Here is a 23,874-nt window from a genome sequence, read left to right on the forward strand (position 1 = left end):
CTTTGTAAGTGAGCGTTAAATATTTCAACTAAACGAATATAATGCTTTAGTAAGAATAATGAACACCGATAATTTTGATAAAAAATGAATAAAAAAGATAACAAAAGGCCAAAAACCTAGCCTACAGTGCTTTATTGGGCCATAACGCAATTTCGTGGGATGTTTGGGATTATGAAAATGAACAAAATGAACAAAAATAAGCGGCGGGGGATGCCTGAATGAACAATTCGAACGGAGAATGGGATGCAATCTATGACTAAAATTGTAGCTGTAAATCTAATAATCTCAATCCCTCTCCTATGAAAAGGACATCTACACCGTTAGAATTGTTTAAAAAATCACTCTTTCTTCTCATCTGCCTTTTATCTATAACGATCTTAAATTCAAAATCGTATGGACAGGCAAGAAGTTATGCAACAGTAACGCCGTCAAGCGGGTTGGTATCTTATACCATGCTGCTAGGAGCAGAGCTGAGTCAGAATAATAATCCAGGAGCAGGAGCTGGTTCTGTTGTAAGTCCTGGTAATGCGGCGATTGCTGACAACAGTTTTGCAACGCTAACTTCGATAAATGCCAATTTGCTTGTTGGCGGTACAGAAGGTGAGTCCTGGTTGCAGCTGAAGTATCCAGCTACGGTAACTGCAGGGAAAACAACTTATATCAGATTTGATGTGCCAACAACCACCGGACTTAGTCTGGACCTGCTCAAAATTGTAGGTAATTTAACCGGACTGATTAAAAATCAGATTGTTCAGGTAGATGCTTACTCCGGAGCTTCAGCTGGAGGCAACGGGACCCTTGTGTCTGCTGCCAGTGTGAGCACTAGTGTTGTTCAGGATGCTGTAGGTAATTATTATTTTGCAGTAACTTCAACTGAAGCTTATAATTCAGTAAGGATCAGGTTAAGGGTGAGGGCCAATCTGCTGAGCATTGATCTGAATTCGACCATATCAATGAAGGTTTACAATGGATCTACTGTTGCCCCTGAAAATTGTGCTCCTGCTATATATGCTACCACAGGAGAATCAACCGGGGTAAATGTGACGCTCACAGAGTTGGTTAAGACACCCCAAAATGCGATAGACAATAATATGGCCACTTCCTCTCAGCTTCAGGCAGGTGTTGTAGGCCTTGGATCAACCATTTCTCAGACCATATATTTAAACGGGCTTTCGACTACCGATGATTATGCGAAGGTAGTCTTGTCGGTACCAGCAAGTGTGCTGAATGTAAATCTTTTTAATACAATTACGGTACAGGCCTTTAATGGCAATACACCTGTAGGTACGCCAAGTCCCATAAGTAGTCTGCTTACATTGGATTTGTTAGGCTTGTTGGCAAATACTACAGTTACCCCTGTATTTTTTAAGCCTGGAGCACCATTTGACCGTGTTAAGGTGAGTATAGACAATACACTGGCAGTAGGAGGGAATATTTTATCGGGTGGACTAAACATCCATGAAGTACAACGTACAGTAGAAAAGCCTTCTTTCGCAGGCTTAACCGGTGGGGCTTTAGCCGTATGCGGTAACCAGGTTTCGCTGTCGGTTAATAATCCAAATGCAGGTTTTACTTATAACTGGTACCGGCAAACAGGGGCAGGCCCACGGGTATTGCTGGCCAGCGGTACCGGATCTTCCTTTTCTGAATCGAATATCCCACAGGGACAATATACTTATTATGTATCTGCCCAAAAAGCAGGCTGCGTTGGTGAATCTGATGCAGATGTGGCTATTGTGAATGTTACTGCAACGCCAACGGTACCGGTTGTTTCTGCACCGCAGATCTGTTCAGGGTCATCTGCTGTTTTAACGGTTACAAATGCGGTAGCAGGACAAACTTACCAGTGGTACACGGCTGCAACGGGGGGAACAGCCCTTGCCACTGGTACTACTTTTACATCAGCTGCGCCTTTAACAGCAAATACTTCTTATTTTGTTGAAGCCGTAAACGGCCCTTGTGTTAGTGCAAGCAGAGTAGAGGTTCCGGTAACGGTTAACCCCATCCCGGCCGATGCGCAGGTTTCGACAAACAGCATTACCGTTACTGCGGGACAAACGGTTACCCTGGAGGCGGTAGCGCCGGCAGGAAGTACGGTTAGCTGGTATACTGCTGCCAATGGTGGTACACCAATTGCAACAGGCTCCAGCTATACTACCGGCCCTATCAATGCCAATACCACTTATTATGTAGGAACACAAAGTGCAAGTGGCTGTCCAAGCGCAAACAGGGTTGCCGTTACCATTACGGTAACGGGTGTATCTACAGGAGTAAATTGCAAGGCTGCCAATAGTCAGGAAAGTGGTGTAAACGGACTTTTATGTCTGATTTGTGCGGTAAACAATCCAATGGGTGCAGTAGATAACGATCCGGCAACTTTCTCGACCATTAACCTTGCCGTTGGCGTAGGTGCAACAGGTTACCAGCGTTTGATCTTCCCTGGTGCAGGACTGGCAACAGATAGTATCCGCCTGGATATGAATTTACCTACAGGTTTATTGGATGCTACAGTTTTAGGTGGCATTACAGTGAATGTAATGAACGGAAATACAATCGTTAAAACCTATCAGCTAAACAACGCGCTGATCAATTTAAGACTTTTAGGTGGCAACCGGTTTAAGGCAACTTTACCTGCTGGTGCTGCATATGATCGTGTAGAAGTGCGTTTTGGTGGAACAGTGGCAGCATTGAGCAGTGTAGAGATTTATGGTGCAGAGGTGATTTACCCTAACCCAACTATTGCTCCGGGCGGACTGGCTATATGCTACAATTCCAATACCACTTTAAATGCCGCTCCAAATGGTGGGACATCATTAAAATGGTATTCAGCGCCAACAGGAGGTACTTTACTAGCTACCGGGAATACTTTTACCACTGCTGCACCATTAACAGGGACTACTGCATTTTATCTGGAAGTAAGCAAAGGTAGTTGTGCCAATACAGAGCGTGTACCTGTAGAGGTAACAGTAAACCCTCAGATCGTACTTGCAGCTACAACATTGAGCAATGCCACGATCGCATCTGCTTATTCCAAACAAATTACGCCTGCAACAGGCGGAAGCCCTGCATATACCTATGCACTTGCAGCCGGAAGTAATTTACCTGCCGGATTGACTTTATCGGCCGATGGCACCATCGCCGGTACGCCGACTGCAGCCGCAGGCGACTTTAATTTTTCAATAACCGCTACAGACAGTAAAGGCTGTACGGCTACTACGGCGTATACCTTAAAGGTAACCCCTGAAATGGCCATTCCGGCAATGGCCCTGCCAAACGGAACAGTAGGTGTAACTTATCCTACTCAGGTTATACCTGCAGCGACAGGTGGAACGACACCATATACTTATACTGCATCTAATCTCCCTCCGGGGCTGACTTTCGATCCGGCGACAAGGGAGATCAAAGGTACGCCTACACAAAAAGGAACTTACCCGGTGCATGTTACAGCAACAGACTTAAATGGCAACAGTATCACCAGGGATTATACTATTGTGGTGAGAGATCCACTGGCGCTACCTGCTGCTACTTTGGCTAATGGTACTGTAAATACGTTATATCCAACCCAGATTATTCCTGCTGCTACTGGTGGAAGTGGTTCTTATACCTATTCGGCAAGTGGACTTCCTCCGGGATTGACCTTCGATCCGGCAACAAGGGAGATTAAAGGTACACCTACACAGGCTGGTACATTTACTGTTCCGGTACAGGTTAACGATACAGAAGGAAATACGATCACTACCAATTATACCATCGTGGTTGGAAACCCACTTGTACTGGCTGCAAAAACGCTTGCCGATGGAACAGTAGGAACCATTTATGCAACCGAAACTATTCCAGCCGCAACAGGAGGTACAGGACCTTATGTTTACGAGGCAACAAACCTGCCTCCGGGTTTAAGCTTTAATCCGGCCACACGCCAGATTGCCGGCACGCCTACGCAATCGGGGTCATATAATGTTGGAGTTAAGGTAACAGATGCGAACAATGCTACTGCCAGCCAGATCTATGTCATTAAAGTAAATGGAGAACTCAATCTTCCATCGGCTACATTGCCAAATGGATTGGTGGGTACAGTATACCCTGCACAAACTTTACCTGCAGTAACCGGTGGAACCGCGCCCTATACCTATGCAATTGCAGGTTTGCCTCCGGGTTTAACTTTTACCCCTGCAACACGTGAAATTAAAGGTACTCCGCTATCGGGGGGAACATTTACGGTAACCATGACTGCAACGGATAACAATGGCTTAACTACTTCTACAGATTATACTATTGTTGTAAATGTTGCTGCACCGGTTGTGAATGCCGTCGTGATCTGCAGCGGAACAGCAGCTACTTTGTCGGTATCAAATGCTCAGGCGGGTGTTACTTATAACTGGTATGCTGCGACAGGTAGCACCGCTATATTTACAGGTACCACTTATACTACCGCTGCACTTAATGCAAGCACAACCTATTATGTGGAGGCCGTGTCGGGAACTGCGGTAAGCAGCCGGACGCAGGTGAATGTTACGGTAAACGCCAGCCCTAACCCGGCTACTGTAGTTACTGCAAATGAAACCATCAGCGCCGGTCAGACGGCTACATTATTGGTGAGCACTGATGCGGGCAATACCGTAAAATGGTATACAACTCCAACAGGGGGAGCTTCATTCTTTAGCGGAACAAGCTATACCACCCCGGCATTAAATACCACTACAACCTATTATGTAGAAACAGAAAACGCCTCTGGTTGTGTAAGCCCGGTGAGGGCTGCGGTTACTGTAACTGTAACCAATGGTCCGGCTAATCCAAATTGTAATGCTGCGGTAAGTCAGCAGTCGGGTATAGACGGCATTTGCCTGCTTTGCTCTGTTCAGGATCCCGGCAATTCAGTGGATGCTGATCCGAATAACTTTACTAAAATTAACCTGGCAGTCGGTGTAGGGTCTACAGGATACCAACGCCTGATATTTGCTGGTCCGGGAGCTGCAACAGACAGCATCAGGCTGGACCTGGCTACTCCGGTTGGCCTGGCCGACTTAAGCTTACTAGGTAATATTACGGTAACAGTAATGAACGGAAATACTGTTGTAGGTACCTATCCGTTAAATTCATCTCTTCTGGATCTTAAACTGTTGAGCGGTAACCGCTTCAAAGCAACTTTAGCAGCAGGTGGAATTTATGACCGCGTGGAAATCCGCTTTGGCGCATTGGTTGCAGCATTAAGTAACCTGAGCATTTACGGAGCAGAGATCATATATCCTAATCCAACTGTGGCTGCTACAGGAACACTGATCTGTGCGGGAAGTGGTACTACATTAACTGCAACCGCAAATGGGGGCACTACTTTAAAATGGTATGCAACCCCAAGTGGTGGTACAGCATTGGCAACCGGTGAAACATTTACTACACCAGGTCCATTAACTTTTACAACAACGTATTATATAGAGGTTAGCAAAGGTACTTGTGCCAATGTACAACGTGTACCGGTTACTGTTACAGTAACTACAGCCCCTGATGTTCCGGTACTGGCCGCTTCATCTGCAGTATGTGCAGGATCGCCGGCAGTTTTAGCGGTAAGCAACCCTGTACCCGGAACAACCTATAAATGGTATACCGCATCAACCGGCGGTACATCCATCTTTGAAGGGCCGGTATTTACCACTCCGGCACTAAATGCAAATACAACTTATTTTGTTGAGGCTGCGAATGGAAACTGTACCAGTGCGAGCCGGGCTACAGCTGCTGTAACGGTAAACCCTCGTCCGGTATTGCCGCAGTTGCAGGCTTCGTCAACAACTGTTAATCCAGGACAAACAGCTATCCTTAACGCTTCATCTACAGAAACCAATGTTATTTTTAACTGGTATAACACAGCAAACGCCACTACACCGGTAGCCACGGGTCCTACTTATGTAACCCCTCCACTTATGGTTGCAACTACCTATTACCTGGAGGCAGTTTCTACGACTACAGGTTGTGCATCAGCCAGCCGCGTACAAGTGACTATTAACGTTGACAACGGTGGGGTGCCTAACCCTGTACCGTGTGAAGCAGCGATTACAGAAACGAATGGTGTTGATGGAATCGGATTGCTGGCGGGAGTGTTTAATCCGGCATTGGCCATCGATAATGATACGAAAACAAGTTCGTCGTTGGTATTGCCAGTAGGCTTGCTGGGCGGATCGGTGTATCAGAGGGTAGGCTTTAACGGACTTTCAACTGTTGGAGATACCGTAAGGATCCAGTTAACAGCCCCTGGTAAATTGTTGTCGGTAGGCCTGCTATCAGGCATTACCTTAACGACCTATAATGGAAACACCAGCAACAATGATGCTTTAAATCTGGGTAATCCACTGATTAAGCTGGAACTGTTAAGCGGAAATACGGAAGCGCTGCTTTCTTTTGTGCCTACGCAGGTTTTTGATAAAGTTGAGGTACGTCTAAACGCAGGCCTTGCAGGAGTATTGACAACTGTAGACCTGAATTATGCGCAACGTGTACTGATGGCACCAAAAGTGGTTTCGGCAGATGTAACTGCTTGTGCTACCCAGACCGCTACTTTACAGGTCGCTAATCCGCAGGCAGGCATAACTTATAAATGGTATGACGGAACAGGCGCTTACCTCACAGGTAAAGACGGCACTTCGTTCGTTACCCCTGCCTTAACTGCCAATACAAAATATTACGTTGCAGCCAGCAATGCTTCAGGCTGTCTGAGCTATAAAACCTTAATCAATGTAAGTGTAACACCAGTACCTGCAGTTCCTGAACTGCAGTCTCCAACGGTAAATACCTGTGTGGGAAGTGATGTGATTTTACGTGTTAAAAATCCGGTTGCGGGTATAACTTATCAGTGGTTTGACAGCAGCAATAATTACCTAACCGGTAAGGATGGGACATCGCTGACTATTACCGGGGTTACTGCAACTACAACCTATTCGGTAAAAGCTGTAAACAGCTGCGGAGTAGCTTCTGCGGCGGCGACAGCAACCATTAATGTAGGATCACTGGATGCGCCTATTATTACCCCGCCTTCGGTTACTGTAAGGGTTGGCGTAGCGGCAGTTTTAACCGCAAGTTCAAGTACTTCAGGTGTTGTGTTTACCTGGTACGATGCTCCGACAGGAGGTAACTTACTGCATACAGGGCCGAGCTTTACTGCACCTGCGCTGACAGCCCCTGGAAACGTAACTTATTATGTAGAAGGTGTGGCTCCATCTGGCTGTACTACACTGGCACGTGCATCGGTTGTGGTAACAGCCATACCTGATGGTACCCCTCTTCCTGTACCTTGCGAAGCAGCAGTTGCTGAAACACATGGTGTAAACGGAATAGGAATTCTTGCTGATGTGTATAATCCGGCACTGGCAGTTGATCAGGATGCGTCTACCGCTTCCTCACTGGTGATACCTGTAGGGGTATTGGGCTCAGTTTACCAGCGTCTGGCTTTCACAGGTGTTTCCAATATTGGAGATACTGTTCGTGTACTGCTTTCGTCGCCAGGTAAAATACTTTCTCTCGCAGTTTTACCATCTCTTGATATCACTACTTATAACAATGGCGTAAGTAATAACGACGCTACAACCATCAGCAGTTCACTGATCAAACTTGAGCTGCTGAGCGGAGGAACACAGGCCCTGCTAAGCTTTGTCCCAACAAGTAAGTTTGATGCCGTAGAAGTGAAACTGAACTCAGGACTACTGGGTGCGTTTACTTCTATAGATGTAAATTATGCACAACGTGTGATTGTAGCGCCGACTGTTCAAGCGCAAACGGCCAGCGCATGTCAGGGCTCGTCTGCCACTTTAGCTGTAACGAATCCGCAAGCCAACGTGACCTATAAATGGTACCAGGGTACAGTGTTCCAGGCTGATGGGGTAACATTTACAACACCAGGCTCTTTAGCTGCCGGAACTTACGATTTCTTTGTAACAGCTGCCAGGAACGGATGCGAAAGCAGAAGGGTAAAAGTAGTGGTAACTATATTGCCATTACCTGTTCCACCGGTTCCTGATCCAGCTAATCCGGCAACAACCTGCATCAATACACCTGTGACTTTAAAAGTTACTGCTGTAGCGGGTACTACCTATAACTGGTATGACGCTGCTACTGGTGGGAACCTGCTTGTAGGCAATAATATAAGTTATACCACTCCTGCAAATCTGGGTGTGGGCACTTACGATTACTATGTTGAAGCTGTAAATACCAACAGCTGTACCAATACAGGCAGAACAAAAATTACTATTACGGTTAAATCAAACGCGGTAGCCAGTGATATCACTGCTGCCGATCAAACGATCTGTTCAGGATCTACTGCTACTTTAACTGCATCAAGCACTACGGTAAGTGCACCTGTGTTCAGCTGGTATAAAACACCGACATTAACGGATGTACCATTTGTAGGGGCAAGCTTTGTAACTGATGCCTTGACCGCCACCACCAAATATTATGTGACTGTGAGTGGTCCGGGTACCTGTACCAATGACGCGTCGTCGGCTAAGGTAGTTACAGTTACAGTGAACAGGAATGCTACCGCTGCAGATATTACTGCATCCGACAGGACTATTTGTTCAGGAACAACAGCTACGCTGGCTGCTTCAAGTACTACAGTTACGAGTCCGGTGTTCCGCTGGTATAAAACTGCAGACTTAAGCGATGCTCCGTTTGTAGGTGCCAATTTTACTACTGACGCATTAACTGCAACAACGAAATATTATGTAACCGTGAGCGGAAGCAATGCCTGCGCCAACAATGCTGCAGCTGCCAAAGTGGTTACTGTAACCGTAAACAGAAATGCTACCGCTGCAGATATTATTGCGGCCGACAGGACAACCTGCTCGGGCACCGCAGTAACCCTGACGGCTTCAACGACAACAATAACCAACCCTGTATTTAGCTGGTACCGCGATGCCAATCTTACAGATCTTGCGGTAAGAGGAAGTTCACTGACTACTCCTGCTTTAACGGTGACTACAAAATACTATGTTACTGTAAGCTCGGCAGATGTTTGTGCCAATGATGCTTTATCTGCTAAAGTGGTAACTGTGACTGTAAACCGCAATGCAACGGCTGCCGACATTACCTTGGCTGATAAAACCATTTGTGCTGGTAATACAACTGTACTGAGTGCAAGCAGCACCACGGTAAGTAATCCGGTATTCAAATGGTACCGTGATGCTTCATTGACCGATCTGGCATTTGAAGGACCTAACTTTACAACTCCTGCATTAACACTAACTACCAGATATTATGTAACTGTAAGTGGAAGCAATGCCTGCGCGAATGATGTGCTTTCGGCTAAAGTAGTCACTGTAACGGTAACACGTAATGCTGTGGCGACTGATATTATTGCTGCCGACCAGACCATTTGTGCCGGGAATTCGGCTGCACTGAGTGCAAGCAGTACTACAATAACGAGTCCGGTATTTACCTGGTACCGCGATGCGGCGCTAACGGATGTAGCCTTTACAGGTGCAAATGTTACAGCTACAGGATTAACTGCTACCACCAGGTACTATGTAACCGTAAGCGGAACGGGCGTTTGTGCCAACCTTCCGGGATCAGCCAAAATTGTTACGGTCACAGTTAACCCGCTGCCAAATGTACCAATTATAGGAACTGCCGGCACGGCAATCTGCTCTGGCGACGGCACGGTGCTGAGTGTTCAAAATCCGCAAGTAGGTGTGAACTACGAATGGTACGATGCTGCAACAGGTGGAACACTGGTAAATACAGGTACAACATTTACCATTAATGCACTTAGTGCAACAAAAGATTACTATGTTCAGGCAACCAGTGCCTCTGGCTGCGGAAGTGCAACAGGTAGGGTAAAAGTAACTGTAACGGTTACCCCTAAACCTTTGCCGCCATCGGTAGTGTCCGGTACGGTAAATACCTGTATTGGAAGTACAGCGGCGTTAAGCGTAGCTAACCCTGTAGCAGGTGTTACCTATAACTGGTATGCAACAGCTACAAGTACCACTATACTTGGGTCGGGTGCGAACTTTACAACGCCTCAGATCAATACTGCTACCACAACATTCTATGTGGAAGCGCGGTCGGGCAACTGTACCAGCACTTCGCGTACTCCGGTTGTGGTAAATGCCGGAGATCTCCCACTGCCTCCTGTTTCGGTATCTGGTGCGAACGATCCTTTATGTCCGGGAAGCAGAACGGTATTGTCGGTAAACAATCCGAATGCATCCCTTAAATATGCATGGTACGATGTTCAAACAGGAGGTACTGCGCTTGCAGAAGGAAACATCTTCAACGTTCCGGCATTGAATGCTACTACCGTTTACTATGTGGCGAGTATAAATCTGTTAACAGGTTGCGTGAGCAGCACACGTACTGCTGTCACTGTCACTGTACTGACCAAGCTTGCAGCACCGGTAGTATCTGTTCAGGGTGTTACAGCAACAAGTGTAACATTTGTTTGGAACGCTGTTCCCGGAGCCACTGCTTATGAGGTTTCTGTTGATGGCGGACTTACGTGGATTGCACCTAGTTCCGGCGCTGCAGGGATCAGCCATGTTGTAAATGGCCTGCAGCCAAATCAGAAAGTAAACATCAGGGTGAGGGCCAAAGGGCAGCTGGATTGCCAGTTAAGCGATGCCAGCAGTATCGATGGAACAGCTGATAACCCATTGGGCAATACCATATTTGTTCCAAATACTTTCACGCCAAATAATGATGGTAAAAACGATATTCTGTACGTATATGGCAACACAATTGCCAAGATGAGGTTGCGTGTATACAATCAATGGGGACAATTCCTTTATGAATCCCTGAACATTCAGAACGGGTGGGATGGAACCCATAAAGGAGATATGCAACCAAACGGAGTATATGTTTACTATCTGGAAGCTGAATTTAATGATGGTACCAAAACCACGAAAAAAGGAACAATAACCCTGTTACGATAAAATGTACCTGATAAACAAATACATACTGATGAAAAACAAATTTGTTATGAAGAAACTAATAAGAACAATAGCAGTTGCTGCATTTTTAAGTCTGGGTGCTTTAGAGGGGATCGCGCAAATTGATCCTCACTTCTCTCAGTATTATGCGCATCCGCTATGGTTAAATCCGGCCTTAACCGGGGTAACCGATGGTGAGTACAGGGTATCGTTAAATGCGAAACAACAGTGGGGGTCTATTTCCAACTCATTCTTAACAGGTGGTGCATCTTTCGATATGGCACCTGTTAAAAATCTTGCTTTTGGCGCTATGGTACTCAACCAAAATGCAGGGGACATCAGTTACAATCACCTGAGTGCTTTGGTTTCGGGGGCTTATCGTATTCATTTTGGAAAGGAAGGATTGAGCATGATCAACTTTGGCCTGCAGGCAGGTATCCTGAACAAAAGTTTTGATCCTTCTAAAATTACCCTCGGCAGTCAGTTTAACCCTGTTACAGGTTATGATCCAAGTTTCGGGATCAGCGAATCATTTGCTTCATCTAACACCCTGGTTCCGGATGTTAACTTCGGGGCGATGTTTTTCGATGGTAACCCTGATAAAAATATAAATGTATTTGGTGGTGTTATGGCTGCGCACTTGACCCGGCCTGTTGATAAATTTTTAGGAAATAGTGTACGTATGCCGATCAGGTATGCTGCCCATGGAGGGGCACGTATCAAAATTTCTGAGGTATTTGACATTACTCCAAATGGTTTGTACATGAAACAGGGAACCGCACGTGAAATTTCGGCAGGTGCCTATGCCCAGTTCATGCTCAACTCAGAATCTGACCTGCTTTTTGGATCGAATTATCGGGTAGACGATTCGGCAATTGCCTTTTTCGGGTTGCACCTGAGAAATATGGTTTTTGGATTGAGTTATGATTTCAATACTTCCAACTTAAACCGGGCCACGGGAAGTAAGGGGGGATTGGAACTTTCGATATCATTTACCGGTAGAAAAGGCGTGCTGGGACCTAATTTCTTTTGTCCTAGGCTATAACAATGAAAATTAAAATAGAACCTGAAATACATATACTGATGAAAACAAAGATACTACTGATCTTATGCTTACTTGCCTCTGCCGCCCATGCGCAATTTGTAACCAACAGTAAGAGAGTGGCAGATGTATATTTCCAAAATAAGGAGTATTATGCGGCGGCCGAGTATTATAAAAAAGCGTTGCAGATCTCGGCCGATAGTGTTGGCTTTGTAGTTCCCTATGGTTTTGAAAGTAAGATAAAGGAAGAAAGTCCGAAAAGAGAGGATTTTGAGTATTGTACTTTTCAGCTTGCCGAATCTTTGAGACTTTACAAAAATTCTATAGATGCAGAGAAATGGTATGCGGTGGCTAAGGATTTTACAAATCCGAAGTACATACTCAGCACCTTCTGGTATGCCGAGACCATGCGTTCCAACCAGAAATTTGACGAGGCCATTGGCATGTTTAATGAATTTCTGGATAGATATAAAGTAAAAGATAGCTATACCACCAAAGCAAAAACCGAAATTGCATCCTGTAAATTTGCGCTTCATGAACTGCGCTATCCAAGGTTGTTTAAACTGAACAGGCTTCAGAATAACATCAACGATAAAGGATCTAATTATACGCCTACCGTAAGGGGTGGTAATTTTTACTTTACTTCATCCAGACCTGTAGGTACAGGAGGAAAAAAAGAAATCCTGACCGATAAAAATGCCAAGGTAGCCAAAAAAGAGACCCCGTTTTTAAATGCAGTTTATGTGGCTTCGGGGAATCCGATGGGTGGTAACATTTCAATTAAAAAAACAGCTGTTGATGGTAAGGACAGGGAGTCTGCTGCACCGGCTTTTCATCCTAATGGAAAGGTTGCCTATGTAACCAGCTGGACAACCACAGGAAATAAAAAAATATACCAGCTCAATGCTACTCCTGGAATAGGAAAGGATTGGTCGGAACCCATAGAGTTAGGTAACCAGGTCAATGTTAAAGGATTTAATTCCATGCAGCCCTTTGTTACTTCCGATGGGAGATATCTGATTTTTTCTTCCGATCGTCCGGGAGGTACTGGCAAATACGACCTATGGTATGCTGCCATCCGCGCTGATGGCTCACTTGGGGTAGCTGTCAATATGGGTAATGTGATCAATACCGCTGAAGATGAACAAGCTCCTTATTACAATAACGGGACAAAGAAATTGCTATATAGCAGTAATGGTAGAGTAGGAATGGGAGGGTTCGACTTTTTTGAAAGTGAAGGGGACTTTACGAAATGGTCTGAAGCCAGGAACCTTGGTTATCCTTTCAATTCGTCTAAGGATGACCTTTATTTTACCCCAACCAATAATACAGATTCCGAGGGCTATATCAGCTCCGACAGGGAATCGCTTTGCTGCCTCGAAATTTTCTTTGTTAAAAGGGAAGTCCTTTTTATCAAGGGAACGCTGTTGGATTGCAATACGATGAAACCTTTAAAAGATGCCACCATAACTTTAAGCGATTCTACACAGCAGTTTAAGGTGATTACTGATGAAATGGGAAAATATCTTTTCCAGGTGAATTCCAATCGCGGTTTTAAGTTGACTGCCGAGAAGGAAAAATATTTCAGCAAGAATATCTCATTTAGCTATGAGCAGATGGCGCAGAGAGATACCTTGTTTAGTCCTGAATTGTGCCTGATCCCCTATGAAATAGATAAGCCAATTGTATTGAAGGATGTTTTGTACGAATTCAATAAAGCTGAACTGACAGAAGATTCGAAAGGGAAGCTGGACCACCTTTATACAATTATGGTAGACAACCCAACGATAGAGATCGAATTAAGTGCACATACTGATAGCAAAGGTAAGGATGCCTACAACCTCGACCTGTCTAACAGGAGGGCCAAGTCCTGTGTGGATTACCTGGTAGGAAAAGGGATTCCCTTATCAAGGATGACCAGCAAAGGCTACGGCGAAACCAGGCCGGTTGCACCAAATGAACTTCCAAACGGTAAAGATAACCCTGCGGGAAGGGCACTAAACAGAAGAACCGAATTTAAGGTTACCAAAAAATAAACAAATATTAATTCTCAGCAGCGCCCCGTATGAATTTCCGGTTTTACCGGAATTTGTATGGGGTTTCTGATTTGTAAAGTAGGCTATTTACATAACTGAAGGGGGTATACTCATTGTAAATTAAATAGCCGTTGGATAATCAATAATAAGCCATTTTTTGTGTATAATAAACACTTAAAATAAATCTCTAATTAAACGATGTTTTATGTACTCAGAAACGCAGATTAAATCTATTGCTGATATGCTGCTGCCAGGTTTTATACCTAAAGACGGTCAGCTTAAGGAATTTAGTTTTCATTTTACGATCCCGCCAAACCATACTTACAAAGTGAATTATAAAAAGAACCATACGGACAAATGGGAGTTAAATAGCTACGAAAAGGTTGATTCTAATGCAGGCTGAATTGTCTGATTGCGGATGTTTGCTATTTAATTCAACATTGTGAGTAAAAATTGCCCCCTTTGTTGTTTCTGCTGCTGTAATTTTTCAGATACATTGTCTGTCGTTTTTTATAGCATTTTAAACCGCTCCGATTAAAAGTATAGGATAAATCATCAAAAATGCAGTTTATTCCAACTTTCCATTTATAGATATAATATTGCGGCTGTTCTTGAAGGTTTGAGAAAAAATAAGGTATGGTAATTGCCTAGGTATTATACATCTAAATATGAAAAAATTGGAAAACAGACTTAGAAAGAACATACGGCTGGATGAAAAATACCAGTTAGAAAATCTGAAAAAATATAAAATCTTATATTCTAAAACAGAATCCGTTTTTGATCAATTGGCGGCATTTACTGCAACGATGTTAAATACGCCTATAGCACTTATCAATTTTATTGACAGATCGCATGTTTGGAAAAATGCCGATAAAAATAGAAATCAGAATGCATCGCTGCCTGAAGCAGAAAGCAATTTGTGTTCAATGGCGATAATTAATGAAAATGCAGGAGCATTTAAACAATTTGCAGAAAGTCCGGAACTGATGTCGAATGCACTTATCGCAGGCGAATCTGGCTTGAAATTTTACGCCGCTGCCCCGATAACTAATAATGAAGGTGTTAGGGTAGGAACTGTTTGCATTCTTGATAAAAAGTACCGTCAGTTCTCTACTTATGAACAGCAGCAACTGGATTGGGTAGCGGCTGTGGTTGCAAAGGAGATGAACAAGAAAAATGCAGGAAGCATCTGTGCGTAGTTAATTTCTCCTTTATTATGTTTTTTGTTCCCGAAAGAAGATCAGGCTTCTGTAAAAGGTGGTGCGACCTTTGCGTAAAATGTATCAGGGATAGGGGGCGATTAAACCGTTATGCCTTCTTTTCTTAAGATATAGTTGTAAATGCCCTCAATCGGTTTTTGAAGAATCTGACCCAGCTTAACCTGGTTGTTTAAGCAAACTTCCCTTAAAATATCCTGATAAATAAAAGCTATCGAGCCTACAAAATGACAGTCGAGGCTTTTGTAATTGCCGTAATCTTTGATGTTGGTATCTACAAACTCCTGAAATCCTTCACGAAGGATATTTATAATGAATGGGTGGTCCTTATGATTCACCATAAAACGGCTTATCGATGCAAGGTATGTATTTGGGCCTGGCTTTTGGTAAATATTGGTAATAACGGTTTCTTTATCGATCTGGAATTCCTGGCTAAATTCAAAAGCAAGTTCCGGTGGCATTTGATTGTAAAGGTAGCTGGTGATCAGTTTGCGGCCAAACCAGGTACCCGAACCCTCATCGCCTAATACATAACCCAAACCATGAGATCCGTGGTGCAGGTTTTTTCCATCATAGTAGGAAATGTTTGATCCCGTTCCTAAAATGCAGGTCAGTCCTTTCTTATTGCCACAGGTAGCATAGGCAGAACCCATCAAGTCGTGTTCAACAGAAACGTAAGCATTGGTGAAAAATGAAGAAATCCCATTGGAGATCACTTCTACTTTATCAGGTGAAGAACAGCCAGCCCCAAAAAAATAAACCTCTTTTACCTGACCTGCATAAGCCGCAATCTCTTTTTTCTTGGAAAAAAGTTTAAAAATGTCGTGGGCATTTAAAAAATAAGGGTTTATTCCCTGCGTATTAAAGCTGATTTGTTCATTGGGGCTATAGCCCATCCAATCAGTTTTGGTAGAACCGCTGTCTGCTACTAGAATCATTTGCTAAAAATAGTAATCTTATTGAATATTTAAAGTACCACTGATTTCTTTTAGGCTGATTTCAGTAAGTTTTGCCTGATATTGCGCTTCAAGATAGCGGGTTACCGCATCAATCGAGTTTCTTTGTGCCTCTCTGAGCTCCAGCGGGGAGATGCTGCCCAGTCTGTACTTTTCAAGTGTGATATCCAGGTTCTGTCTCGCAATGTCCACGTTGTTCTTTTCTATTTTCAGGAGATCCAGATTGGTCCCATAACTTTGGTAGGTAGAGATCAGTTGTGCGGTAAGGTGCTGTTTTGTTTTATCCAGGGTAAGCGCTGATGAGTTGATGCCAATCTTTGCATTGCGTTCGTTTTGCCTTTGCAGAAAGCCATTAAAAATGTTTAGGCTTGCTGTAAGGCCATAAGTAAAGCCATTGGAACGGGTTTGGGTATTGAAACCTGTGGGGCTTGTACTTTTCTGGAATTCGTACCCGCTGTTTATAGCTACTACAGGATATCGTTGCCCTTTAACCTGTTTCAGGTTCAGTTCAGCAATCTTTTTACTGATGAAGGCATTTTGCAGATCGGGGTTCAGCTGTTCCATCTGCCCGGCCAGTGTGGGATAACTTAACCGTGTATCAATGGCAATGGTTTCATCCACTGTAAAGCTAGTATTCAGGTCGCGTGCCATAACCTGGTTCAGGGCTGTCTTCGCATTTTTCAGCAGGTTGATCTCCTGCAGATAAGAAGAAGTATCGGTATTATAATCGACCTTAGCTGCAAGTACATCCAGTTTTGAGCCCCTGCCTATGGCTAATTTATTGTCCGCAATTTTTAGGCGAAGCTGTGAGATGTCCAGTGCCGTGTCTTTTGCTTTTACCAGCTGCTGTTCCTTTAATACAGTATAGTATGCGTTGATGACATTGCTTACCGTAGTCAGGATGGTGGCTCTGGCATTTACTTCGCCCAGTTTCTGCAACTCCTTTAACCGCTCATAGTTGGTAAACATCTGCAGGCCATCAAAAATTGTCCAGCCCAATGCAGCACCGTAACTCATATTGGTGTTTTTTACCCCATCGAGTGTTTGCTGATTGCCGTTGCTTTGCGTCCGGGTAATGTTTTGTCTGCTGCCCCCATCGCTAAAGCTGCCATCCAGTGTTGGGAGCATCCCCGCATTGCCGATATTTGCATTGTTTTTAGCGATCTGAACATCGTTGTTGACCAGTTTTATGTCGTAGTTGTTTTTCAATGCAGTGGCAATCGCAGCTTCCAGGCTCAGTTTTTCCTGTCCGGAAGCCAGCTGAGCCCCGCCGAGTAAAAGGGACAGTAGCATTAAAATAGCGCTATGCTTCTTTATCTTTCTCATGTTCTAAGGCTGCTTTTAATGAAAGTTCCAGTTCTGTATTTGCTTTGTGTTCTTTAGACCAGTACGAGTAAATTGCCGGTATTACAAACAAGGTTAATATCAGTGCAAAAGTTGTTCCGCCAACAATTACAATCCCCATGCCCATCCGGCTTTTTGCTGCTGCACCCAGGGCCATAGCAATAGGTAGGGCGCCGATGGCAATGGCCAGACTGGTCATTAATATAGGTCTTAGCCTTGAAACCGAAGCTTCTCTTATGGCATCGTGTACACTTTTGCCTTGCTCTTTTAGCTGATTGGCAAATTCGACAATCAGGATCCCGTTTTTTGTAACCAGACCTATGAGCATGATCGTACCGATCTGGCTGAAGATGTTCCAGCTTTGTCCGAACAGCCAGAGCGATAGAAAGGCACCTGCTACAGCCATTGGCACCGTTAAAATGATGATGATAGGATCTATAAAACTTTCGAACTGTGCGGAAAGGATTAAATAAACCAATAACAGGGCAAGGCCGAAGGCAAAGAGGGTATTGGATGAACTTTCCTTAAAATCCCTCGATTCGCCACCCAAATCGGTAGAAAAAGACTCATCCAACACTTTTTCAGAGATCCTGTCCATTGCGGCAATACCTTCTCCAATACTTTTACCAGGGGCAAGGCCTGCAGAAACTGTGGCGGCCGTAAAGCGGTTGTTCCGGTAAAGCTGCGGGGGGCTACTTTCTTCTTTTGCGGTTACAAGATTGTCTAGCTGGATCAGTTCATTTTTATCGTTCCGAACGTATACCGAGCTCAGATCTAAGGGATCTTTACGGTCGCCTACCTCAAACTGTCCTATTACCTGATATTGCTTGCCGTTCATAAAGAAATAGGAGAAACGCTGTCCGCTTAAGCCCAGCTGCAGCGCAGTTCCAATGTCAGAGACAGAGACGCCCAGGTTTTTAGCTTTATCCCTGTCTATGGTCAGGTCAATTTCAGGTTTGTTGAATTTCAGGTTTACATCTGAAGTGGTAAAAGTAGGGTCTTTCGATACCTCGTCCATAAACTGAGGTACTTTCTCCCTCAGCTTTTCAAAGTTTTGTGCCTGGATAATATAGTTTACGGGTAAGCCGCCGCGGCGGCCAACGGAAATGGTAGGCTGCTGGGTTACCACCACTTTACCCTCCGAATATTTACGGGTAATTTTGGTCAGGTTTGCCGCTATCTCTGCCTGCGAACGTGTCCTGTCGCCCGGATCAACCAGTCCCATTCTCACAAAGCCGCTATTGGTAGAACCCGAGCCGCCGAAGCCTGGCGAAGTGATCGTAATGTTAACCTTTTTCTCGGGTACCGAATCGGAGATCATTTGCTGTACCTTCATCATAAAACGGTCTGTATACACAAATGAAGAGCCCTCAGGGGTGCTGAGGTTCATATTGATGGCACTGCGGTCGTCATACGGAGCTGTTTCCTTAGGCAGTATTTTCCAGAACAGCACTATGATGCCCACACAAATGGCAATAATGGGTATGGCCAGCCATTTTCTGTCCAGGAACTTGTTCAGCTTCTCGGCATAGCCATCATTCAGCTTTACAAAATAAGGCTCTGTAAGCTCATAGAACCTTGTCTTTTTATGTCCTGTCTTTTTCATCAGGTAGGCATTCAGCATGGGTGTCAGGGTAAGGGATACAAAGGCAGAGATCAACACCGCGGCACCAATTACCACCCCGAACTCCCGGAACAGTCGCCCTACAAAACCCTGCAGGAATATTACCGGTAAAAACACAGCTGCCAGGGTAATGGAGATGGAAATTACTGCGAAAAATATCTCGTTCGATCCTTTGATGGCGGCTTCAAAAGGCGAATAGCCCTCTTCTACTTTTTTAAAGATGTTTTCAGTCACCACAATCCCATCGTCAACTACCAGTCCGGTGGCCAGTACGATGGCCAGAAGCGATAGTACATTTATGGAAAATCCAAAAATGTACATGATAAAAAAAGTGAAGACCAACGATACGGGGATATCTATAAGTGGCCTGAAAGCGATAGCCCAATCCCTGAAGAACAGATAAATGATCAGGATTACCAGGATCAGCGACAGCACAATGGTTTCTGCAACCTCGGTTACCGAAGCCTTGATGAACTTAGTGGTATCTAAGGAGATGTTCAGTTTAATGTCTTGAGGTACATCTTTTTGCAGTTGGGCAAACCGCTTATCGAACTCTTTGGAGATATCCAGGTAATTTGCGCCCGGCTGCGGGATGAGGCCAACGGCCACCATGGGCTTGCCCGACTCACGCAACACTGTTTCCTCATTTTCTGAACCCAGCTCTACAAAGCCTACGTCTTTTAACTTTACCACATTGTCGGTATCGTTTTTCAGGATCAGGTTATTGAACTGGTCTACGTCGGTTAGCTTGCCCAGGGTTTTTACGATCAGTTCGGTATTGGCACCGGTGATCTTGCCTGATGGCAATTCCACATTCTCGCGGTCGAGCGCAGACACAATATCCTGTGATGTTAAGCCATATGCGGCCAGCTTATCCGGTGATATCCTGATGCGCATGGCGTATTTACGCTGGCCCATGATTTGAATACTGCTGATACCGGTAATGGTCTGTAGCCTGTCAGAGATCACATTTTCTGCGTAATCACTCAATTCCATCACATTACGCTTGTCGCTTTGTACCGTCATGGTAATTACCGCGTCAGAATTGGCATCAGCTTTACTCACAACAGGGTTGCCGTCAATGTCTTTGGGCAATCGTCTGGCTGCTTCCGATACTTTGTCGCGCACGTCGTTGGCCGCATCGTCAATGTCTTTATCCAGGTTAAATTCTATGGTAATGTTACTGCTTCCCTGGTTGCTGGAAGAAGAAATGTTCCTGATCCCATCGATGCCATTGATGGATTTTTCTAGCGGCTCGGTTATTTGCGATTCAATAATGTCCGAATTGGCCCCGGGATAAGATGTCCGTACGTTGATGACCGTTGGGTCTATATTGGGATATTCACGTACACCCAGAAAATTGTAACCAATAACCCCAAACAAAAGGATCATCAGGTTCATGACTATGGCCAGGACCGGTCTCTTGATACTGGTGGTTGAAATACTCATAGCGCAGCTTTGTTTTTAACCACAGTAACTTTAACGGGAGCATCGGGCTTAAGGGCCATTGCACCAGTGGTAAGCACCGTATCACCAATATTCAACCCGGATGTAATCACAATATGATCGGCAGTGCGCGTACCCGCTTCCACCTCAATCTGCTGGGCTTTGCCTTCTTTACTTACAAAAACCGTTTTACCTTTAAGTACCGGGATAATGGCTTCGTTAGGGATCAGCAGCGCATCTTTCAATGTACTAAGGGCCAGCCTTATCTTAGCGAAGGAACCAGGCAGTAGTTCGTTGCTGGCATTGGGTACCAGCGCCTTAATCTGTAAAGTACGTGTTTGCGTGTTGATGCCCGGCTCTATGGCGAAAACCTTACCTGTAAACTTTTTGCCGGAACCATCCGTGGTAAATGAAATTTCGGAACCGGTTTTAATCTGTCCCATGTATTTCTCCGGTACAGAGAAGCTGATCTTTAAAGGGTTAACGCTCGAAAGGTTTGCAATGAGTGTGGTAGGGGTAATATAGCCTCCCACAGAGATAGAACGTAAACCAATTTTTCCACTAAAAGGTGCATAGATGGCCGTTTTTGCCAGCTGCGCCCTGATCAGCTGTGTTTGTGCCTTAAGCGATTGCAGGTCGGCCAATGAGGTGTCGTATTCTTCCTGACTGATGGCCCCTTTCTCCAGCAATTGCCGCGAGCGGTTTTCGTTGGTAGCTGAGAGTTTTTGCTTGGTCAGCGCTTCCTGCAGCTGGGCTTGTATGTCGCGGTCGTTAATTTTCACCAGCAGCTGGCCTTTGCTTACCTGGGCACCTTCTTTAAAGTTGATGCTGGTCACCAGTCCTGAAACTTCGCTGCGCAATTCTACAGACTCATTGGCTTCCAGTGTTCCGGTAATGTCCAGGTCGTTGGTAAAATCGCTTGCTTTTACCACAATGCCTTCTACCTGCAGGCCTTTTGAAGCCCCGCCTTTACCTTTGCCCATTCCGCCGCCTTCTTCTGCAATTTTTTTATTGGCGGAAATGCGGTAATAGATTAAGTAAGCAATCCCCAGAACGATCAGGGTGTAAACGACGTATTTTAGTTTCATTTGTAAGTTTTTATGGTTGGGTTGCGGAGATCGTCAACACACAAAAATATTTAAATAGAACAAAACAAGTTGTATTAAGTGTGTTACAGCGTATAATTATTGTGAAGGAATTTCTCTAAGTTTGGCGTATCAATTAATGTAAACATGACTAAAACATCATTATTGGGATTAGTAATATTACTATCAATAGGTATGACAGCCAAATCACAGGTAAAAGTAGGGTTCGAAGTAAGCTTTAAAGAACCGCAAGCACATTATGCAGAAGTAGAAATGACCATTTCAGGTCTGGTTAAGGATTATGTAGATGTAAAAATGCCGGTTTGGGCCCCTGGATCATACCTGGTTCGGGAATTTTCCAAAAGCGTGGAAGGTTTTGCGGCTACTACCGCTGGTAAAGCGCTTAAGTATGAAAAAGTAAGAAAAAATGCCTGGAGGGTGTATTCAGCTAAAGCCAATACCATTAAAATAAACTATAGGGTATATGCTTTTGAGGTTTCGGTACGTACTTCGTTCATAGACGAAAGCCATGCATTTTTATCGACTACCGGGGTATTCATGTATCCTGATGGTATGCTGAAACTTCCAAGTACTGTAAAAATCATTCCTTATAAAGGCTGGACTAAAGTTTCGACCGGACTGGAGCCGCTAGCAGGACAGGCTTTTACTTATACTGCGGCCGATTTTGATATTTTGTTTGACAGCCCTATTGAGGTTGGAAACCAGGATGTGTTTGAGTTTACCGCTTCGGGTGTAAAGCACGAAGTAGCCATGTATGGTGGCGGAAATTACGATAAAGAACGCCTGAAAGCAGACATGGCCAAAATTGTAGAACAGGGAACGGCCATTTACGGAGAAAACCCGAATAAACATTATACGTTCATTGTGCACAATTTCGCACAGGGGAGCGGAGGGCTGGAGCATTTAAATTCTACAGTTTTAGGCGCCAGCAGGGATGCTTACGATAAAAGGGAAGGATATAACGGCTTTTTAAACCTGGTAGCACACGAGTATTACCACCTTTGGAATGTAAAAAGGCTGCGTCCGATTGCTTTAGGACCGTTTGATTATGATAACGAGAACTATACCACCAGTTTGTGGGTAGCAGAGGGCTTTACAGCCTATTATGAGAATAAACTGATGGTACGCTCAGGCTTCATTACCGAAAAGGAATGTATTGATCAGCTGGTTACAGCGGTTAACAATGTTTACAACACTCCGGGCGCCAGGGTACAGTCGGTTGCTGAAGCCAGCTACGATGCCTGGATAAAGCTGTACAGGCCTAATGAGAATTCAAACAATACCACTGTTTCCTATTACGCGAAAGGCGAGGTGGTTGGCTTGCTGATGGATATTGAGATTGCACATGCCACAAAAGGCGCAAAAAGCCTTGATGATGTAATGAAGGCCATGTATGATATGGGCAAAAAACTGAAAAGAGGCTATACCGATGCGGAGTTTAAGAAGATGGTAGAGCACATCAGTGGAAAAGATTTTACTGCTTTCTGGGCCAGATACGTAAATGGTACAGATGTGATTGAGTACGCAAAATATTTTGACTACGCTGGTGTCAAGGTTACAAATGAAAACGAAGGGAAAAACATTCCTTACCTGGGTGTCGCCTCTAAAAAAACAGAAGGCAGGATGTTTGTTTCTGCTATCGCACGCAATTCGGCAGCCTGGGTTGATGGGATAAATGTAAACGATGAGCTGATCAGTGTGGACGGTACGCCAATTGAATCGGCGATTGACCGTATGCCGGCCATTACCAGTAAAAAGGTAGGCGATGTGGTAGAGATCAGGGTGGCAAGGGACGGTATGCTCAAAGACATTAAGGTTAAGCTTAAAGCCACCACGAATGTGAAACTTGCAGGGGTAATTGACGAAAATGCGACTGAATTGCAAAAGGCAGTAAGAAAGGCAGTTTTGTTTTAAAACAGGGAGGCAAAGCCTCCCTGTTCTTTTTTGCTTTTTTTATACGGTCTATTTCTTTATCCTTACTTTGACACTTAACAAGTGCATATCATCTCCACGATTAACCTCTGTAGATAAAAATATAACATTGATGAATTGCAAAAACTAAACTTGCGTTGTACACCTTCAAGTACAAACTTTATCTACTTTTCATTAGCTAATTTTAAGGGCGACTATTTTCAAAAGTTGACAGACAACAATATTCAGGGAACCCGAATATATGAAGAGCGGAGAAAATGGACG

At 44.4% G+C, this 23,874-nt stretch carries 10 protein-coding genes; 6 read left to right on the forward strand and 4 right to left on the reverse strand.

Translation table 11 applies throughout. The annotated features are described in order from the left end of the window. Positions 1-299 precede the first annotated feature (299 nt). The 5 genes from ABIE26_RS24490 to ABIE26_RS24510 all read left to right on the forward strand — a co-directional run bounded on the left by ABIE26_RS24490 (position 300) and on the right by ABIE26_RS24510 (position 15,184). Complete coding sequence (locus tag ABIE26_RS24490) at positions 300-10,910, forward strand: putative Ig domain-containing protein (protein WP_310146394.1); 10,611 nt, start codon at positions 300-302, stop codon at positions 10,908-10,910. Positions 10,911-10,956: 46 nt separating this feature from the next. Next, complete coding sequence (locus ABIE26_RS24495) at positions 10,957-11,952, forward strand: PorP/SprF family type IX secretion system membrane protein (RefSeq protein ID WP_310146397.1); 996 nt, start codon at positions 10,957-10,959, stop codon at positions 11,950-11,952. Between the two features lie 38 nt (positions 11,953-11,990). Next, positions 11,991-13,985: an OmpA family protein gene (locus tag ABIE26_RS24500; protein WP_310146400.1), complete on the forward strand. Its 1,995-nt coding sequence runs from the start codon at positions 11,991-11,993 to the stop codon at positions 13,983-13,985. Between the two features lie 205 nt (positions 13,986-14,190). Then, a complete protein-coding gene (locus ABIE26_RS24505; RefSeq protein WP_310146402.1) occupies positions 14,191-14,388 on the forward strand; it encodes a hypothetical protein in 198 nt (65 codons plus the stop codon). A 265-nt stretch (positions 14,389-14,653) separates the two neighbouring features. Beyond that, on the forward strand, positions 14,654-15,184 hold the full coding sequence (locus ABIE26_RS24510) for a GAF domain-containing protein (RefSeq protein WP_310146404.1): 531 nt from the start codon (positions 14,654-14,656) through the stop codon (positions 15,182-15,184). 101 nt (positions 15,185-15,285) lie between these two features. On the opposite strand, the gene ABIE26_RS24515 is transcribed toward ABIE26_RS24510, so the two are convergent. From ABIE26_RS24515 to ABIE26_RS24530, 4 genes are read right to left on the reverse strand one after another with little or no spacing between them, the layout of a single operon-like run. Further along, positions 15,286-16,140 carry an N-acetylglucosamine kinase gene (locus ABIE26_RS24515; protein WP_310146405.1) on the reverse strand — a complete coding sequence of 285 codons (855 nt, stop codon included), beginning with the start codon at positions 16,138-16,140 and terminating at the stop codon, positions 15,286-15,288. Positions 16,141-16,158: 18 nt separating this feature from the next. Then, the gene (locus ABIE26_RS24520; RefSeq protein ID WP_310146408.1) at positions 16,159-17,484 is read right to left on the reverse strand and encodes a TolC family protein; all 1,326 of its coding nucleotides are present in this window, start codon (positions 17,482-17,484) and stop codon (positions 16,159-16,161) included. Continuing rightward, positions 17,462-20,575 carry an efflux RND transporter permease subunit gene (locus ABIE26_RS24525; RefSeq protein WP_310146409.1) on the reverse strand — a complete coding sequence of 1,038 codons (3,114 nt, stop codon included), beginning with the start codon at positions 20,573-20,575 and terminating at the stop codon, positions 17,462-17,464. The genes ABIE26_RS24520 and ABIE26_RS24525 overlap by 23 nt, the downstream gene beginning before the upstream one ends. After that, on the reverse strand, positions 20,572-21,660 hold the full coding sequence (locus tag ABIE26_RS24530) for an efflux RND transporter periplasmic adaptor subunit (RefSeq protein WP_310146410.1): 1,089 nt from the start codon (positions 21,658-21,660) through the stop codon (positions 20,572-20,574). The genes ABIE26_RS24525 and ABIE26_RS24530 overlap by 4 nt, the downstream gene beginning before the upstream one ends. Before the next feature lie 192 nt (positions 21,661-21,852). On the opposite strand from ABIE26_RS24530, the gene ABIE26_RS24535 reads away from it, so the two are divergent. Next, the gene (locus ABIE26_RS24535) at positions 21,853-23,592 is read left to right on the forward strand and encodes a M61 family metallopeptidase (RefSeq protein ID WP_310146411.1); all 1,740 of its coding nucleotides are present in this window, start codon (positions 21,853-21,855) and stop codon (positions 23,590-23,592) included. The last annotated feature ends 282 nt before the right edge of the window (positions 23,593-23,874 follow it).

The sequence above is a fragment of the Pedobacter africanus genome, from assembly GCF_040548825.1.
Lineage (GTDB): Bacteria > Bacteroidota > Bacteroidia > Sphingobacteriales > Sphingobacteriaceae > Pedobacter > Pedobacter africanus_A.

What these genes read in the sequence shown, in the direction of transcription:
- ABIE26_RS24490 (WP_310146394.1), top strand. Translation starts at nt 300, where the DNA reads ATGAAAAGGACATCTACACCGTTAGAATTGTTTAAAAAATCACTCTTT.
- ABIE26_RS24495 (WP_310146397.1), top strand. Translation starts at nt 10,957, where the DNA reads ATGAAGAAACTAATAAGAACAATAGCAGTTGCTGCATTTTTAAGTCTG.
- ABIE26_RS24500 (WP_310146400.1), top strand. Translation starts at nt 11,991, where the DNA reads ATGAAAACAAAGATACTACTGATCTTATGCTTACTTGCCTCTGCCGCC.
- ABIE26_RS24505 (WP_310146402.1), top strand. Translation starts at nt 14,191, where the DNA reads ATGTACTCAGAAACGCAGATTAAATCTATTGCTGATATGCTGCTGCCA.
- ABIE26_RS24510 (WP_310146404.1), top strand. Translation starts at nt 14,654, where the DNA reads ATGAAAAAATTGGAAAACAGACTTAGAAAGAACATACGGCTGGATGAA.
- ABIE26_RS24515 (WP_310146405.1), bottom strand. Translation starts at nt 16,140, where the DNA reads ATGATTCTAGTAGCAGACAGCGGTTCTACCAAAACTGATTGGATGGGC.
- ABIE26_RS24520 (WP_310146408.1), bottom strand. Translation starts at nt 17,484, where the DNA reads ATGAGAAAGATAAAGAAGCATAGCGCTATTTTAATGCTACTGTCCCTT.
- ABIE26_RS24525 (WP_310146409.1), bottom strand. Translation starts at nt 20,575, where the DNA reads ATGAGTATTTCAACCACCAGTATCAAGAGACCGGTCCTGGCCATAGTC.
- ABIE26_RS24530 (WP_310146410.1), bottom strand. Translation starts at nt 21,660, where the DNA reads ATGAAACTAAAATACGTCGTTTACACCCTGATCGTTCTGGGGATTGCT.
- ABIE26_RS24535 (WP_310146411.1), top strand. Translation starts at nt 21,853, where the DNA reads ATGACAGCCAAATCACAGGTAAAAGTAGGGTTCGAAGTAAGCTTTAAA.